Source organism: Wolbachia endosymbiont (group B) of Villa cingulata (assembly GCF_964028285.1).
GTDB lineage: Bacteria > Pseudomonadota > Alphaproteobacteria > Rickettsiales > Anaplasmataceae > Wolbachia.
This window is the reverse complement of sequence record NZ_OZ034766.1, coordinates 1120770-1138173: the sequence shown is the minus strand read 5'-3', so window position 1 is coordinate 1138173 and position 17404 is coordinate 1120770. Positions and strand designations below refer to the sequence as shown.

Annotated in this window: 18 protein-coding genes, 1 tRNA gene and 1 rRNA gene; 15 read left to right on the top strand and 5 right to left on the bottom strand. The window is 35.5% G+C overall.

What is annotated here, in order from left to right; genetic code table 11:
• Window positions 1-162 precede the first annotated feature (162 nt).
• Window positions 163-303, top strand: a complete 141-nt coding sequence (locus ABWU52_RS05920; RefSeq protein WP_019078704.1) for a hypothetical protein — start codon at window positions 163-165, stop codon at window positions 301-303.
• Between the two features lie 52 nt (window positions 304-355).
• On the top strand, window positions 356-1033 hold the full coding sequence (locus tag ABWU52_RS05915; protein ID WP_353276575.1) for a reverse transcriptase domain-containing protein: 678 nt from the start codon (window positions 356-358) through the stop codon (window positions 1031-1033).
• Window positions 1034-1055: 22 nt separating this feature from the next.
• On the opposite strand, the gene ABWU52_RS05910 is transcribed toward ABWU52_RS05915, so the two are convergent.
• Both ABWU52_RS05910 and ABWU52_RS05905 read right to left on the bottom strand, forming a co-directional pair.
• Entirely contained in the window at window positions 1056-1934 is an 879-nt protein-coding gene (locus ABWU52_RS05910) for an IS3 family transposase (protein ID WP_353277659.1), read from the bottom strand.
• Window positions 1910-2209: a transposase gene (locus ABWU52_RS05905; protein ID WP_064085359.1), complete on the bottom strand. Its 300-nt coding sequence runs from the start codon at window positions 2207-2209 to the stop codon at window positions 1910-1912. The genes ABWU52_RS05910 and ABWU52_RS05905 overlap by 25 nt, the downstream gene beginning before the upstream one ends.
• Before the next feature lie 149 nt (window positions 2210-2358).
• Between ABWU52_RS05905 and ABWU52_RS05900 the strand changes: the two genes are divergently transcribed.
• The 12 genes from ABWU52_RS05900 to ruvC all read left to right on the top strand — a co-directional run bounded on the left by ABWU52_RS05900 (window position 2359) and on the right by ruvC (window position 10790).
• The gene (locus ABWU52_RS05900) at window positions 2359-2880 is read left to right on the top strand and encodes a group II intron maturase-specific domain-containing protein (RefSeq protein ID WP_353276475.1); all 522 of its coding nucleotides are present in this window, start codon (window positions 2359-2361) and stop codon (window positions 2878-2880) included.
• 156 nt (window positions 2881-3036) lie between these two features.
• Window positions 3037-4080, top strand: coding sequence for a phenylalanine--tRNA ligase subunit alpha (gene pheS / locus ABWU52_RS05895; protein ID WP_353276573.1), 1044 nt, complete (start codon window positions 3037-3039; stop codon window positions 4078-4080).
• Window positions 4081-5316: an NTP transferase domain-containing protein gene (locus tag ABWU52_RS05890; protein WP_353276572.1), complete on the top strand. Its 1236-nt coding sequence runs from the start codon at window positions 4081-4083 to the stop codon at window positions 5314-5316.
• 78 nt (window positions 5317-5394) lie between these two features.
• Entirely contained in the window at window positions 5395-5859 is a 465-nt protein-coding gene (locus ABWU52_RS05885) for a P44/Msp2 family outer membrane protein (RefSeq protein WP_353276571.1), read from the top strand.
• Between the two features lie 218 nt (window positions 5860-6077).
• On the top strand, window positions 6078-6380 hold the full coding sequence (gene rplU, locus ABWU52_RS05880; protein ID WP_015588327.1) for a 50S ribosomal protein L21: 303 nt from the start codon (window positions 6078-6080) through the stop codon (window positions 6378-6380).
• 10 nt (window positions 6381-6390) lie between these two features.
• Window positions 6391-6660, top strand: coding sequence for a 50S ribosomal protein L27 (gene rpmA, locus ABWU52_RS05875; RefSeq protein ID WP_006012184.1), 270 nt, complete (start codon window positions 6391-6393; stop codon window positions 6658-6660).
• 8 nt (window positions 6661-6668) lie between these two features.
• Window positions 6669-6745 (top strand) — tRNA-Ile (locus tag ABWU52_RS05870).
• 39 nt (window positions 6746-6784) lie between these two features.
• Entirely contained in the window at window positions 6785-7951 is a 1167-nt protein-coding gene (gene metK, locus ABWU52_RS05865) for a methionine adenosyltransferase (protein ID WP_353276569.1), read from the top strand.
• Between the two features lie 110 nt (window positions 7952-8061).
• Window positions 8062-8727 carry a TenA family protein gene (locus ABWU52_RS05860; RefSeq protein ID WP_353276567.1) on the top strand — a complete coding sequence of 222 codons (666 nt, stop codon included), beginning with the start codon at window positions 8062-8064 and terminating at the stop codon, window positions 8725-8727.
• Between the two features lie 39 nt (window positions 8728-8766).
• Window positions 8767-9426, top strand: a complete 660-nt coding sequence (locus ABWU52_RS05855; RefSeq protein WP_353276566.1) for a TenA family protein — start codon at window positions 8767-8769, stop codon at window positions 9424-9426.
• A gap of 47 nt (window positions 9427-9473) precedes the next feature.
• A complete protein-coding gene (locus tag ABWU52_RS05850; protein WP_353276564.1) occupies window positions 9474-10301 on the top strand; it encodes a cytochrome c oxidase subunit 3 in 828 nt (275 codons plus the stop codon).
• On the top strand, window positions 10302-10790 hold the full coding sequence (ruvC, locus tag ABWU52_RS05845) for a crossover junction endodeoxyribonuclease RuvC (protein WP_353276562.1): 489 nt from the start codon (window positions 10302-10304) through the stop codon (window positions 10788-10790). It abuts the gene before it with no gap.
• Window positions 10791-10815: 25 nt separating this feature from the next.
• On the opposite strand, the gene ruvX is transcribed toward ruvC, so the two are convergent.
• Genes ruvX through ABWU52_RS05830 form a run of 3 tightly spaced genes read right to left on the bottom strand, consistent with a single transcriptional unit; the run spans window position 10816 to window position 14244 of the window.
• Complete coding sequence (gene ruvX / locus ABWU52_RS05840; protein ID WP_353276560.1) at window positions 10816-11283, bottom strand: Holliday junction resolvase RuvX; 468 nt, start codon at window positions 11281-11283, stop codon at window positions 10816-10818.
• 57 nt (window positions 11284-11340) lie between these two features.
• On the bottom strand, window positions 11341-13125 hold the full coding sequence (locus ABWU52_RS05835; RefSeq protein ID WP_250120301.1) for a ribonucleoside-diphosphate reductase subunit alpha: 1785 nt from the start codon (window positions 13123-13125) through the stop codon (window positions 11341-11343).
• Between the two features lie 48 nt (window positions 13126-13173).
• Window positions 13174-14244, bottom strand: a complete 1071-nt coding sequence (locus ABWU52_RS05830) for a methyltransferase domain-containing protein (RefSeq protein ID WP_353276558.1) — start codon at window positions 14242-14244, stop codon at window positions 13174-13176.
• Between the two features lie 331 nt (window positions 14245-14575).
• On the opposite strand from ABWU52_RS05830, the gene ABWU52_RS05825 reads away from it, so the two are divergent.
• A 23S ribosomal RNA gene (locus ABWU52_RS05825) occupies window positions 14576-17340 on the top strand.
• Window positions 17341-17404: the final 64 nt, after the last annotated feature.

Genomic DNA, 17404 nt, shown 5'->3' with positions numbered 1-17404 from the left:
ACTTTCTGTCTACTTTTTCTGGGTAAGGTCAGTGTCGAAAGCGTAGAGACGACGTCAAAACCAGGGGGTAGTCGTTAACCTGGGATGAATCTACTGGGAGCTTGTTTACTGGGTAGGTGGCGTCCGGCATAAAAGTGGCGTGAATCTATTTTAGGCTATTGCATGGAACTACGGGAACCTGTCGTTTCGATGAAAAGGGAGAAGTCCAAAGAGCTGATCTCTGAGGATGAGAGTACCGATGCGAAAAACAGGGGCGGATTAGCTCGTAGTAGCGAAGAAGTTTCTGTAATGGAAATGGAGTGAAGGGGCTAAGTTATTTAGTTTTAATTATTTATCAACCGAAAGGGAGGAGTTAATGAATGAAACAAAGTCTTTTGATATACCGAAGCAACTTATTTGGAGAGCTTATAAACAAGTATCGAAAAATAAAGGTGCAGCAGGTGTAGATGAGGTCTCGATAACAAAGTTTGAAGAAAATCTAAAGGATAATCTATACAAATTATGGAATCGGATGTCATCCGGAAGTTATTTTCCAGAGCCGGTAAAAGCTGTTGCGATACCAAAAGATACAGGAGGGCAAAGAATTTTATGTGTGCCTTCAGTATTCGACAGGATAGCGCAAACAGCAGCTACAATGTATCTTGAGCCGTTAGTAGAACCGAAATTTCACGAAGATTCATATGGTTATAGACCAAATAAGTCTGCGCTGGATGCGGTATACACAGCACGGAAGAGATGTTGGAAAAATGATTGGACGGTAGATCTTGATATATCTGGGTTTTTCGACAATCTGGACCACGATTTAGCACTGCAGGCTATCAAGAAACACACAGACTGCAAATGGGTCATACTGTATGTTGAGAGGTGGATGAAAGCCCCCATTCAGCAAGCAGATGGCAGTAGGGTAACAAGGGATAAAGGAGTTCCGCAAGGAGGTTCAATAAGCCCAATCATTTCAAGCATATTTATGCACCATGCGTTTGATATGTGGATGAAACAAAATTATCCAACTGACCTTACCCAGAAAAAGTAGACAGAAAGTTAAGACGTTTTTGCTATGAGAATGATGAATCAAAAAGCTCAGGAATGCAATAGTTAATAGTAGAATGTCTACGCTGTTTATTATAAAAAATTTCTATATATTCAAATATTGCGGTTTTAGCTTGTTGTGCAGAGTGTTGTGAAGTATCAATGAGTAACTCTCTCTTAAGTGAACTAAAAAAGCTCTCTGAAACAGCATTATCATAACAACAACCTTTGTGACTCATACTAGAAGTAATATTTTTTGTACTTAGTAAAAATTGATAATTTTTAGAGGTGTATTGCGATCCTTGATCGCTATGAAATAGTAGATTTTTAGCAGATTTGCGCCTACCAATAGCCATGAATAACGCATCTATAACTAATTGCCTATTTACTGCATTACTCATTGACCAGCCAATCACCATGCGTGAATATAAATCTATTATTGCTGCCAAATATAACCATCCTTCATTAGTTTTTATGTACGTAATATCAGTTACCCATATCTTGTTAGGTTGATCAGCGATGAAATTCTGATTTAATATGTTAGGAGTTATAACTCTATTGTCTATTTGTGGTTTTTTACTTTTAAACTTTCGTCTAAGCTTAGCTTGAATGCCATTTTTCTGCATAACATTTTGCACTGTTTTGATGTTATAATTTTTACCTAAAGCCTTTAATTCAGCGTGAATTTTAGGAGCTCCGTATCTGCATTGTGATGCTCGATATACCTTCTGAATATCTTGTATGAGCTCTTCTCTTATTGATTTTTTGTTGTTTTTTTCCTTAGTAATCCATTTATAATAACCACAAGCAGATACGTTCAAAAATCTGCATGATTCCCGTATTTTATAGCATTTTTTATGTTCTTTTATAAAAGAATATTTTACTCTTTTTGGTTTGCAAAATATCCCAGGGCTTTTTTTAAAATGTCTCTTTCCCTCGTTACTCTTGCCAGCTCTTTCTTTAAATCAAACTTTTCTTTGTCACAATGAGCTACTTTCCCTTTTCCTGGAAACGCATCTACTCCAGACATTCTATCATTGTATGTTTTTACCCATCTGCTTAATGAATCACCGCTAATACCCAAATCTCTTGCTATTTTTGCTGATGATTGACCTGTTTCTTTTACTAGTCTTATAGCTTCAATTTTGAATTCTGCTGTATATTCTTTTCTTTTTGTCATACCACACCTCTTTGAAAAAACGTTTTATTTTACTTCAAAAACGTCTTAACTTTCTGTCTACTTTTTCTGGGTAAGGTCAAACAGTACCATTTGAAAGATATGTAGATGATGCGATAGTGCACTGCAGAACTAAAAGACAGGCAGGATTTATGAAAGTAATGATTGAAGAAAGATTGGCTAAGTGTAAATTGAAGTTACATCCTGAAAAGACACAGATTGTGTACAGTAAGGATGATGATAGAAAAGAACAATTTCCTAAACAAAGCTTTGATTTTCTAGGTTATACTTTTAGACCTAGAGTAGCAAAGAATAAGATGAGGAATTATTTCATCTCATTTCTACCTGCAATTAGTAACAAAGCCAAGAAGAAGATCAAGAAAACCATAAAGTCATGGAGAATACATCGGATTACATGGACCACACTAGAGGAAATATCGAAGAAAATAGATCCAATAGTCAGAGGCTGGTTTCAGTACTATGGCAGGTTTTATAAATCAGAGATGTATCCATCTCTCAGGAATATAGAGAGATACCTCATAAGATGGGTCAGGACAAAATATAAGAAACTTCGTGATCACGGAAGACTAGCAAAGCAATTTTTAGGAAAAGTGAGAAAGAGGTCTCCAAGTATTTTCTATCATTGGACACTTGGGTTAGGATCAAAAGGCTAAATAATGGGAGCTGTATAAGCCGAGAGGTTTCCGTGCAGTTCTGCGAGAGACTGGTGGGGAAGTTCCGCCGGTCTACTCTCCCCTTTTTATCCAAATAGTTTTATTGATGATATTAAAGATTGCACTATAATGAAAGTTTAAGCTAGCGTTTTTAAGGTGAATAAAGAGCTAATAAGTGAAATACCTTTACTTGAAGATAAGGCAGTTTCTGAGATTGAAAATGCTGCTTCTTTGAAGGATTTAGAAAAAGTTAGGTTGTCATACTTGGGGAGAAAGGGTGTAGTAAAAGCTTATTTCGATGACTTAAAGAATATAGATGATGCAGGAGAAAAACGCGACCTAGGTGCAGTGATTAATGTTTTACGCAATAAGATAGACCAGCTTATAACAAGCAAAGAAAATGAACTAAAAGATAAAGAAGTTAAGTTAAAACTGCAAAATGAAGCAGTTGATATCACACTGCCTGTCAGACCAGAAAGAATTGGCAAGATTCATCCACTGAGCAAAGTTATAAGTGAAGTAAAGCTCATTTTTGCACATATGGGCTTCAAAGCAGTTGATGGTCCTGATATTGAAGATGAATTTCACGTGTTTGATGCGCTAAATACTCCAAGTCATCATCCTGCGCGAGAGGAGCAAGATACCTTCTACTTAAAGAATAAAATAAACGATAAAAGAATGGTGCTGCGCACTCATACCTCATCTGTGGAGATCAGAGCTATGGAAAAAGCGAAAACTTTTCCGATTAAAATCGTATCTCCTGGTAGAGTATACAGAAACGACTTTGATGCAACTCACACTCCTATGTTTCATCAGATAGAAGGGCTTTATGTTAATGAAAATGTCAATATGGGCCAATTAAAATTTACTATTCATCGCTTCCTTAGTAAATTTTTCGGAGATAAAGGTCTAAAAATACGCTTTCGTAATAGTTTTTTCCCTTTTACCGAGCCTTCTGCAGAAGTGGACATAAGTTATAAAGGTAGTAAATGGATAGAAGTACTGGGATGCGGTATGACGCATCCAAATGTATTTCAAAATGTTGGAATAGATCACACTAAATACAGTGGCTTTGCATTTGGGATTGGTATAGAAAGGCTAGCAATGCTGAAATATCAAATTAGTGATCTAAGGAGCTTTTACGACAATAGAGTTAGTTGGCTCAACCATTATGGTTTTCATTTTTCGTCTTTAAGATAAGTGACAAATAAATCTTATACATTTGTTGTACTTGCTGCTGGGCATGGTAAACGAATGAATTCAAGCTTGCCTAAGGTTCTGCACAAAATAGGTAATTTCTCCATGCTTGAGCATGTCATTTACAATGCAAAGCACGTGAATCCTGAAAAAATAGTTATTGTAGTCGATTTGCCTTTAACTCAAAGGCTGAAATGCTTTGAGGGTATAAAACTAATTACACAAGAGTCAACGCTCGGTACAGGGGATGCAGTCAAAATTGCAATGAGAAACCTGAAAGAATTGTCAGATATAGTTGTTGTGCAGTATGGGGATACTCCACTAATAAAAAGCAGCACAATAACTAAAATGATAAGCTGCTTAGGAGAGAGCAATGCTTTAGTTTGTCTTGGGTTTAAAACTAATAATAAAGGATACGGTAGACTAATTATTGAGAACGGTTCCCTAAGAGAAATCGTAGAAGCACAAAATGGTAGAAATAATGATGAGGAATTTCTTGCTAATGCCGGAATAATGGTTGCACGTGAAAAGAATCTACGTGAATTGGTGGAGAAAATAGAGTGTAATAACCAAGCTCATGAATATTACTTGACCGATATCGTTGCCATTGCAGTAAAGAGTAATTTAAATGTCGGCTATGTTATTGCTGATGAGGAGGAGGCAACTGGCATAAATAATAGGAATGACCTTGCAACGGCCGAGTTTTACTTTCAAGAAGAAAAAAGAAAGTTTTTCACTAACTCTGGAGTAACGCTTGTTGCTCCAGAAACTGTTTTCTTCTCTCTTGATACGCAAATTGGTATGGATTCGATTGTTTACCCATACGTTTTTTTTGGTCCTGGAGTAAAAATAGGATCTGGTGTTAGGGTTGGTCCATTTGCCAAATGTGAAAATACAACAATAGGTGATGGTGCAATCATAGGTAATTTTGTTGAAACAAAAGCAAGTGATATAGGTATAAATACTAAGATAAAGCATTTAAGTTATATAGGAAATACTCAGGTAGGGCAGGGGAGTAACATAGGTGCAGGTACCGTTATTTGTAATTATGATGGAAAAAAAAAACATAAAACAAATATTGGAAGCAATTGTTTTATTGGTGCCAATAGTTCATTAATTGCACCGCTTAATGTTCATGATGACTCTCTAGTTGCAGCAGGTAGCGTTATAGTAGAGGATGTGCCAGAGAAAAGTCTTGCAATTGCAAGAGAAAGGCAAATAACTAAGAAAATAAAATAACTCTAATTTTTATTACGCGAATTATGTTATTTTTAACATATGCATTAGTATACATGTATATCAATATACATGTTAAAAATGAAAAAGTTGCTTATTTTGGTGGTCTGTTGTTTCCTGTCAGTACCGTCTTTTGGAGTTGATTGGATTAAAGATAGAATCTATACTTCTTTGTCATATAGCCGGCTTGGTATTAATTATGATGTTGGTTTTCACTATACAGATAGTGTTAAAATTTCGGTTGGTTCTGTAGTTAAACCTACTCTCAATAGTCAGTATAACCCTACTGGACTAGAGGTGGGACTTATGGCAAAGCTTCATTATCATCATCAATTTGAAAGCACGGATATTACTCCTTATATTACTTTTGGCACAGGAGGCATTATTGCAATGTCTCAAGAACGAGAAGGATTTTTTTCCTACCAGATAGGTTCTGGTATTAATCTTCCACTTTCTGAGAGAACGAATGTTTTCGCTGGCTATAAACTTCACAAGTTCAGTAATTTTTCTCATGGGTTTGAACTTGGAATGAGTTTTAATTTATAAGCTCCGATTGAATGTTTTTAGTGAAAGCTTGAGTTTTTATTAACGTCGTAAAGTTTTCATGAGACTAAGAGAATTTGAGAGTAGTCAAGTTTTAAAACTTGACTACTCTCCACGAGGAAAAGCAGATAAAGGTAGAAGTATTTCATGTTTTTATTTATATTGACAGTATGTGTAACATCATTTACGATTAGTGTTAATAACAATAATTGATATTTGTCATGTTTGCAGTAATCGAAACTGGTGGAAAGCAGTATTTAGTAAAAAAAGGCAGCATAATTAAAGTAGAAAGATTACAAGCTGAAGAAAAAGAGGAAGTGGAAATCAATAAAGTGATTTGTGTTTCAAGTAATGGCTTATCTTGTTCATCTAATGCTGTTGTTAAAGCTGAAGTACTGGAGCAGTGTAGAGATAAAAAAATTATAATCTTTAAGAAAAAGAGAAGAAAAAATTACCGTAGGAAAAATGGTCATAGGCAGTATATTACTGTTCTTCGTATCAATGAAATTAGTCTTCAAAAGTAAGAGGTAAGATATGGCAACTAAAAAATCAGGTGGTAGTTCCTGTAATGGTAGAGATTCGGCAGGGCGTCGGCTCGGGATAAAGAAGAATGGTGAGGTTATTCCAGGTAACATAATTGTACGTCAAAGAGGTACAAAATTTCATCCTGGAAAGAATGTTGGTATGGGTAAAGATCATACGATTTTTGCTAAAACGAAAGGCTGGGTAAGTTTTAGAAAATCAGCAAATAAAAAGACGTTTATTGATGTTGTGCCTACAGATGATATGCAAGCCTTGGCTTGAATAGATACGGGTCTGTAGCTCAGGTGGTTAGAGCGCACGCCTGATAAGCGTGAGGTCGGAGGTTCAACTCTTCCCAGACCCACCATTTAAATTTGCAATAGTTTTGATATTGTGTAACTAAACGATGGTTTTACATAAGAATTCAGTAACCAGTGAATCAGTAGCAGCCGGTCATCCAGACAAAGTAGCAGACCAGATTTCAGATGCAATACTTGACGAATACCTTTTTAATGACTCTTCCTCTCGTACTGCAATAGAGACTTTAGTTACTAAAGATAATGTTATTATAGCTGGGGAAGTATTTGGGCCGAACATTGAAAATAGCAAGATTGAAAGTATTGTATGGAATACAATAAAAGATATTGGTTATGAGCATGATGGTTTCCACTGGGAAACAGTGAAGGTAAATATATTGCTACATGAACAATCAAATGACATTGCAATAGGTGTGGATCAAGGTGCTGGGGATCAGGGCATAATGTATGGCTATGCAACAATAGAGACAGAAAGCCTCATGCCAGCACCCATTTTTTATGCACACTTGATTCTGAGAAATATCATGAGTATGGTCAAAGAGGTAAAGCTTGGTCCGGATGCAAAATCGCAAATCACTTTGGCGTATGAGAATAACCTTCCAGTGCGTGCTGAAAGTATTGTTGTTTCAATACAGCATCTTGAGGATCTGAGTCAATCGAAAGTGAAGGAAATAATTTATCCTTACATAGCTTCATCTTTACCTGAAGGGTGGATGTGCCCTAAAGAAAATCTCTTAGTCAATCCAACAGGTAGATTTGTTATTGGTGGACCAGTTGGTGATTGTGGATTAACCGGACGAAAAATTATGGTTGATACTTATGGAGGCTATATTCCACACGGTGGAGGAGCGTTTTCTGGAAAAGATGCAACAAAAGTTGATAGATCCGCAGCTTATATGGCGAGATACCTTGCTAAAAATATTGTCTTTGCAGGTTTAGCTGAACGTTGTCTTGTGCAGCTTTCTTATGCAATTGGTGTCTCAAAACCTACTGCATTTTACATTGATACATTTGGCACGAATACAATAGATGAAGAGAGGATTAAAGGGTTTATTGAAGGTAACATAGATTTATCAACTAAAGGCATAATAAGACATTTATCACTTAATCGTCCTATATATAAACGTACAGCCTGCTATGGGCATTTTGGTAAAGAATCGGAAAGTGATGGTGGATTTTCTTGGGAAGGTGTGGACTTATCTACTGATTTTTGTAAAGAATTTAATATAGAAGAAAAAAAGAGAGAATTTCTTTAAACTATTAAACTCTTTTATTTCTAGCTTGATACTGATATAATAACTTATTATTAAATTGTAAGTAACTTTTTAGTAATTATACCAGTTTTAATATTTATGAGGCTTACAAGATGTCCGACAAACCAAAAGAAGAATTTTACGATATTGCTGTAAGAGAGTCATCTAGCCTTATTGAAAAAATAATAAAACATCCTTTCAATGTTGAATTGATGAACAATACGCTAGATTATGAAAAGTTCAAATTTTATCTTCAGCAGGATTTTTTATATTTAGTGGACTGTACTCGTGCTTTATTGATTATTGCAGCTAAAGTTCATGACATTGAAATAATGAGCAGCTTAATAAATGTGGCAAGAGGAACATTTGATGTTCGGAGGCAATATAAAGAACATTTTGGAGATTGTGATTTATCTGATAATCACAAAAAATCAAGAGCCTGTTCTGCCTTTACTGACTTTTTCATGCGCGTTGCATATCACAGTTCTGTTGCTGAAGCTTTATCAGCATCTTACCCTTGCTTTAACATATACCAAATCATTCTACATAATATGATGAGTGAGGTAACACCTGATGAGGTTAAAAATAGCAAGTACGAAGGATGGATCAATATTTACAATAGCAAAGCAATGAATGCTGCAATTGATGAGTTTACTAATGTTACGAATAAATTTTATAAGAAAGCTGGCGATTGTGAAAAAAGAAGGATGCATGAGTTTTTTAAGAGAGGTTTAGAGCTAGAAATATTGTTTTGGGATGAGATGTATTCTCTAGCATAGTCTGTAGTATTAACACTAAATTATATTCTAGTTTATGTGATGTTCAGTGGTATAATTAAGAGCTATTATGGGTCAAATCTTTTAAAGGATATTATTGAGCATCCTTTCAATGTTGAATTAGCAAATAATACTTTAAACATAGAAAACTTCAAATTTTATATACAACAAGATGCATTCTTTTTAGCTGATTATATTCGTACTGTTTTAATGATTGCATCAAAAATGGAGAGTTGTAACAGCATTGTTCCATTTATTGAGGTGGCTAAAGGGGTAATAGAGATTATGAAAGTGTTATACAACCACTACTTTGCTGTGTATTCCATAAATCGTGGAGAAAAGTCGCTTGAGTGTTTCAATTTTACTAACTTTCTTTTGTCTACTTCATATAGCGATGTTTATGAAGCTGTAACAGTTCTTTACTCTTGCCATTTCATATATAAAATTGTTGTTGATAATATGAGAAATAAAATTAAAAAAAATAATAGGTATAAGGATTGGCTTGATTTTTTTGGCGGTAGTTTGATGGAATCTGGATGTGTTGCTTTGGAAGATATTGTTGACGAATATTGTAACAAAGTAGGAGAAAGTGAAAGAACCAGAATGCTTGAATTATTTAAAATAACTGCACAATTTGAGTTAGGCTTTTGGAATAGCGCATATAATTTTTCAAAATTTGATCAAGATTTTAAGAAATATTGACAATTTTAAGCTAATTTGTATGCTTGGTACGTATTTTTGAAGATGATATGAAAAGTAAAGAACATGATTTTCATTTAGTAGACCCAAGTCCCTGGCCAATTGCTATATCAGCAGCAATTCTTGTTCTTGCACTTGGATTAGTTGGTACACTCCATAAACAAATTTCTGGAATATTTGGTTTAGTTTTAGGAATCTCTGCAGTATCAGGTGTACTGTTTTATTGGTGGAGAGATGTAATAAGAGAAGCAATTTATGATAAATGCCATACTGCCATTGTAAAACATGGACTCAAGCTTGCAATGTACTTATTGATCCTCTCGGAAGTTGTGTTTTTTATAGCGTTCTTTTGTTCATTCTTTAAAGCCTGGCTTGATCCGGTTTTTTTATTTGAAGCGTTTTCTCCTACAAAAAAAATTGAATGGCCCCCTGAAGGAATTTTACCACCGGATCCGTGGTCGTTACCATTCATGAATACACTAATATTATTACTTTCTGGTACAACAATTACTTCAGCACATCATTTTTTACTTGAAAATGATAAAAAGAGCATGATTAAAATGCTGTTTATAACTATATTGCTTGGAGTATTCTTTATAATAGTGCAAGCAATCGAATATCATGAAGCAAGTTTTTCTTTGCGAGAAACAGGAGAAAAACTTATTTATACATCTAACTTTTACATGATTACTGGTTTTCATTGTGTGCATGTTATAATAGGAATAATATTTTTGTCAGTATGCTTATTTAGAGCTCGAAAAGGTCAATTTACACCTCAAGATCATTTATGCTTTGAATTTGCCTCTTGGTATTGGCATTTTGTTGATGTAGTCTGGATATTTTTATTTTTGTTTATTTATTGGTTAAGCCTTTATTAAGTGATTAAAATAATAGGCCTAGATCCAGGGATGAGTAAGACTGGTTGGGCCATTATTAGACTGGAAGAAAAGAATAATATTAAATTTTTGGGTGGCGGTACCATATCAACTGATGGTAAATTGGGTGTAGGTGAACGTCTACATATAATTTTTGAACAATTAAAGAAAGTAATTTTCCTATACTCTCCAAATGAAGCTGCTGTAGAAAAAATCTTTGTTAATAAGAATCCAAAATCTTCGCTAACTTTAGGATATGCAAGAGCAATTGCAATTTTAATATTACGAATGACGGATTTACCCATGAATGAATATGATGCAAACTATATAAAAAAGAGCATTACTGGAAATGGTCATGCTGATAAGGGTCAGATTATATTTATGGTAAAGCAAATAGTTAAAAGCTCAAATATAAAATGTCACCATACTGCTGATGCTCTTGCTACAGCAATTTGTCATGCTTATACGAAAAATTTTTGTTTTATTGAGTAGTTTTACATGAATTCAGTTTAAAAAACTATTTGATGGCGTTTATCTTATCTAATGTTTGTTGTAGAATAATACATGCAGCAATTTTATCATCTATTTTTTTTGATTTTGTGATTGATATTCCAATAATTTTTAGTGCGTGAGTTGCAAGAGATGTTGATAGACTTTCGTCTTGTAGGTATATGTGTACTTTGCATTTTTTTATTATTTTATTTGCAAACTGGATTATTACTTTGCACCATTCGGTCTCTTGTTCATCTATTGTGAATGGTAGTCCTATTACCATTGATCCAGCTTCATTTTCTTTAAGCACTCTATTTAGATAACCTAAATCTTTGCTTATATTTCTTCTGTAGTATATACTATGAGCTGTAGCTATAAGCTGTGTTTTATCACTAAATGCTACGCCTATTTGTTTTTCTCCCATATCAAGGCACATTATACGTTTATCTCTTGGAATAGACTTTAGAAATTCATCTGGATTTCTATGTAGCATCTATGAAAACATAACTTTTGTACAATTGTATTTTTGTGACAGTAAGGTATGTACAGTCTACTGGCATGATAGACATTCATCATAATTAATATCTGTTTTTTGTTGCAATATTTCACTTTTTTTGAATATGTCATGTGAGACCTTGTCAGCTCTCTGCATTGATTGTGATCTGCAGTAATATAAGCTCTTTAATCCTTTTTTCCAAGCAAGCATGTGTATTTTATGTAAGTAACGTTTATGCACATTGGCAGGTAAGAACAGATTTACTGATTGAGATTGACAAATATAAGAAGTTCTATCACTTGCATGTTCTATGATCCATTGTTGATCAAGTTCGTATGCTGTTTTAAATGTCAGTTTTTCATGCTTGCTAAGAAAATCTAAATGCTGAACAGAACCCTCATTTGTTGAAATTGAGGACCATGTTTCATCATTGTCTTGATTTTTTTCTGCTAGTAGTTTTTGCAAGAATTTATTTCGTACTACAAATGAACCTGTCAATGTCTTCTGTATAAATACGTTTGCTGCATATGGCTCTATTCCAGGGGAAGTGTTGCCTGCGATAATCGAAATTGAGGCAGTTGGAGCAATAGCGAGCTTATGTGTGAACCTTTCCATTAGATCGATTTCTTTAGCGTCAAGACATGGCCCTTTTTCTTCTGCTAATTTTTTAGAAACTACATCTGCTTGCTCGCGCAAATGCTTAAATATTTTTTTATTCCATTGTTGGGCTGTTACTGATTCAAAAGGAACCATTTTACTTTGTAAAAATGAATGAAAACCCATCACGCCAAGACCGATACTACGCTCTCTTATTGCGGAATATTTTGCTCGCTGTATTTCATTTGGTGCTTGGTTTATGAAATCCTCTAATACATTATCAAGAAAACGCATTATATCTTCTATGAAAAGCTCATTATCTTTCCATTCTTCGTAGTATTCAAGATTTACGGATGATAAACAACATACAGCAGTGCGTGACTTGTTCAGGTGATCGTAACCTGTAGTTAAAGTTATTTCACTGCATAGGTTTGACATTTTGATATCTAAATTGAGCTTTTTGTAAGGTTCTGGTTTATTGTTATTTGTTGCATTAAGAAAGATAATATAAGGTTCTCCAGTTTCAATTCTTGCTGTTAATATTTTAATCCATATATCCCGTGCTTTTACTGTTGAAATAACTTTATTGTTATGAGGGCTTATTAAATCCCATTCTTGATCATCTTCAACAGCTTGCATAAACTTATCTGTTACTATTACAGCATGATGTATATTTAATGCTTTGCGATTTGGGTCACCACCAGTTGGCTTACGTAAATCTAGAAACTCTTCTATTTCTGGATGCCATACAGGAAGATAAACTGCTGAGCTTCCTCTTCTTAAGGATCCTTGGCTGATTGCAAGCGTCAGAGCGTTTTGTACTACGATAAATGGCACAATTCCTGATGTTTTACCGCTACCTTTGACACTTTCACCAATTGAACGTAAATTTCCCCAATAACTACCTATTCCACCACCACGTGCAGCGAGCCAAACATTTTCATTCCATAGATCAACTATTCCCTTCAAGCTATCTTCAGTTTCATTAAGAAAGCAGGAAATAGGCAATCCTCTTTTGGTACCGCCGTTACTAAGTATTGGTGTTGAAGGCATGAACCACAAGTTGCTCATGTAATCATAAAGACGTTGTGCATGTTTTCTATCATCAGAATAGTAATTAGCAATACGTATAAAGAGATCTTGATAACTTTCATTTTCTATTAAATACCTATCCAATAGAACTGCTTTTCCAAAATCGGTTAATTTACTATCTTTTGCGTAATTAATAGTAATGTAATTCATAAGGCTCCTTTTATGATAATATAGAAATTTATTTGAGCGATTTCTCGATTAAGTTGTTGAATTTGTTTGTGGATGTTGTAATGCAAATAAGATACCATCAACCTGACTGCCATATATTTTACAGTAACTCATTTGACTTATTTGCATATTTGTTTCTTTTGCAACATGCTGAATATAATCTTCTGAATGACGAAAATAATCTCCTTTGTTTACAAAGTCAATACCTTTACCTTCCTTTCTTCTTACTAAACATACAATAACCCCTTTTTTGTTTGTCAATCCTTTTGCTAGTTCCAATTCTGCTAGAAAATCATGTAGATAGTGTAGCACTTCAACAAAGATAATTACATCATACTGCTGGTTCTTCTCTTGTTTAAGAAACTCTTTCATTTCTGTATGTATTAACTCATTGTAAACAGGTTTACCTTTTATAAGACATCCTCTTGCAATATTGAGCATTCTATTTGAGATGTCAACTCCTGTTATGCGACTTCTAATATTATTTATTTTTAGGAAGTGACCACATATTCCAGTACCGCAACCAAGGTCAAGTATATTCAGTTCAGAAGTGGAGTTGTGAAAGATTTTTTTGATTATCATATGTACTAGTTCATGTCCTCTGTATTGTTTGGCAATCAACCAATGTTCAACAAAATATTCACCTGTGTAATCAAAATATTGCTTTATGAGATTTTCAGGCAATTCCACAATATCTGATGTGTTTGTTATTTTCTTTATATAGTAAGAAGCTTCTTTATGACTACTATCTAATTTTAGGGTTTTTGTTAAATAATTATAAGCTTTGTTAGTATTGCCTACTGCAAAATGACATCTTCCGATATTATACCAGACTAGAGGTAAATTAGGGTAGAATATGCTAATTAACCAAAATCTTAACTTTGCATCTGATATATTACCTTTATAGAAGTGATATAACCCGATTTCAGTGTTGGTATTTAACAGGTTTTTAGATTTTTCAAGAAACACTACAATTTCTTTATGGAGAGTACTGTATTTATCCATAATGAAATCTTTTACTTTTTTACTATTTAATAAGCCAGTGAGCTTGGATATACAATTTAAAGCAAAGTTTTTTATAAAAGATAGATTACTTTTCATACATTAGAAATACTCCAAATGTTCATTTTCATTTTTAGGTAACTAATTTTAACACATTTTATCTTACAAAATATCTTTTTCATTAATTTTTCTGTACATATCAATTTGTCGAATATTTCTCAGATTGTACTGTTTAAGATTGCTGGTATATTGTTGTTGATAATAATAGGTAAATGTTTTGTGTAAAAAGGCGTTGACATATGATTTATCAGATTGTAACATATAAAAGATTAGTTTTTAGATGTTTGAAAAGTTTTATGGTAGAGATTATTTAATCTCAATTCAATTGTAAGTTAATATTTAACTCTGCATATTCTACATATAGTCAGATAGATAAATTATTAAGAGCACTTGATGGATGCCTTGGCGTTAAGAGGCGATGAAGGACGTGGCAGGCTGCGATAAGCTGTGGGAAATTGTCAACAAATTTTGATCCGCAGATTTCCGAATGGGGAAACCCAACTAGCTTAGCTAGTTATTATATACTAAATATATAAAGCAAACTTGGTGAACTGAAATATCTAAGTAGCCAAAGGAAAAGAAATCAACCGAGATTCTGTTAGTAGTGACGAGCGAAAGCGGAAAAGGCTAGTGATTTAAAAATAAGAATTAGAATACTCTGGAAATGGTAACCATAGAAGGTGATAGTCCTGTATAAATAGAAAGTTTTTAAATCCTTGAGTAGAGCGGGGCACGTGAAATCCTGTTTGAATATGGGGGGACCATCCTCCAAGCCTAAATACTCCTTAACGACCGATAGTGAACAAGTACCGTGAGGGAAAGGTGAAAAGAACCCCGGGAGGGGAGTGAAATAGAATCTGAAATCAAGTGCTTACAAACAGTTGGAGCTCTATATCAATTTATTGATATTTAGAGTGACAGCGTACCTTTTGCATAATGGGTCAGCGAGTTAATCTATGAAGCAAGCTTAAGCCGGTAGGTGTAGGCGTAGCGAAAGCAAGTCTGAATAGGGCGTTTAGTTTTATGGATTAGACCCGAAACCAAGTGATCTAGTCATGACCAGATTGAAGGTATGGTAAAACATACTGAAGGATCGAACCAGTTAATGTTGCAACATTATTGGATGAGTTGTGATTAGGGGTGAAAGGCCAATCAAACTTGGAAATAGCTGGTTCTCCGCGAAATCTATTTAGGTAGAGCGTTGTATTTATGTTGTTGGGGGTAGAGCACTGGATAGACTAGGGGGATTCATCATCTTACCAAATCTAACCAAACTCCGAATACCAATAATTAATTATACAGCAGACACACTATGGGTGCTAAGTCCGTGGTGGAAAGGGAAACAGCCCAGATCACTATCTAAGGTCCCAAAATTACAGCTAAGTGGGAAAGGAAGTAGAAAAACCATTACAGCTAGGAGGTTGGCTTGGAAGCAGCCATCCTTTAAAGAAAGCGTAACAGCTCACTTGTCTAAATAAGTTTTTCTGCGCCGAAAATGTACCGGGGCTAAAGCTGTATACCGAAGATGTGGGTGCTTATTGATTTCGATTAATAGGCGCGGTAGCGGAGCGTTCCGTAAGTCTGTGAAGGTGGTTTGTAAAAACTGCTGGAGATATCGGAAGTGAGAATGCTGACATAAGTAGCGTAAAAGAGTGTGAAAAACACTCTCACCAAAAATCTAAGGGTTCCTACGTTAAGTTAATCTGCGTAGGGTTAGTCGGTTCCTAAGGCGAGTCCGTAAAGGAGTAGTCGATGGCAATTAGGTTAATATTCCTAAACCTCTTAAGTGTGACGGGTTTTGTATTTGTATAGGTCTTATTGGATTGATCTATGCTTAAAAGAAGCTCCAGGAAATAGCACTTATATTTATGAGGCCGTACCGTAAACCGACACTGGTGGATGAGTAGAGTATACTAAGGTGTTGAAAGAATGATGTTGAAGGAACTCGGCAAATTATACCTGTAACTTCGGAAGAAGGGTAACCTGCTTTTAGGCAACTATGAGTAGGTGGCACAAAATAGGGAGTAGCGACTGTTTACTAAAAACACAGGACTCTGCAAACACGTAAGTGGAAGTATAGGGTCTGACGCCTGCCCGGTGCTGGAAGGTTAATAGGAGGGGTGCAAGCTCTGAATTGAAGCCCCAGTAAACGGCGGCCGTAACACTGACGGTCCTAAGGTAGCGAAATTCCTTGTCGGGTAAGTTCCGACCCGCACGAATGGCGTAACGATTTCTCCACTGTCTCCAACATCACTTCAGCGAAATTGAATTCCCCGTGCAGATGCGGGGTACCCGCGGTTAGACGAAGAGACCCCGTGCACCTTTACTATAGCTTTACATTGCTATTAAAAGTGTGATGTGCAGGATAGGTGGGAGACTTTGAAGTTATGGCGCTAGCTATAATGGAGTCAACCTTGAGATACCACCCTTTACACTTTTGATATCTAACTATGTTTCATTATCTGGAACTAGGACATTGTATGGTGGGTAGTTTGACTGGGGCGGTCGCCTCCTAAAAAGTAACGGAGGCGTGCGAAGGTAAGCTAGAGCTGGTCGGAAATCAGCTTGATAGTATAATGGCATAAGCTTGCCTGACTGCGAGGCTGACAAGCCAAGCAGAGACGAAAGTCGGTCATAGTGATCCGGTAATTCTGTATGGAAGGGTTATCGCTCAACGGATAAAAGGTACGCCGGGGATAACAGGCTGATGGTGTTCGAGAGTTCATATCGACGACACCGTTTGGCACCTCGATGTCGACTCATCACATCCTGGGGCTGGAGAAGGTCCCAAGGGTTCGGCTGTTCGCCGATTAAAGTGTTACGTGAGTTGGGTTTAGAACGTCGTGAGACAGTTCGGTTTCTATCTGCCGTGGGTGAAGGAAATTTGAGAAGATCTGACTCTAGTACGAGAGGACCGAGATGTATATACCTCTGGTGTACCAGCTGTTATGCCAATAGCATCGCTGGGTAGCTATGTATAGATGGGATAATTGCTGAAAGCATATAAGCAAGAAACCCTCTTCAAAAAAATTTCCCAATTAAGGCCGTGGGAGACTACCACGTTGATAGGCTAGGTGTAGAAGCATGGTAACATGTGAAGCTAACTGGTACTAATAGCCTGATTGATTTATTTGCTTTCTATATGTGCATATGCAGTGTTAAATATTAAATTAAAATTTGTTAAGTCAGAAATTTTTGT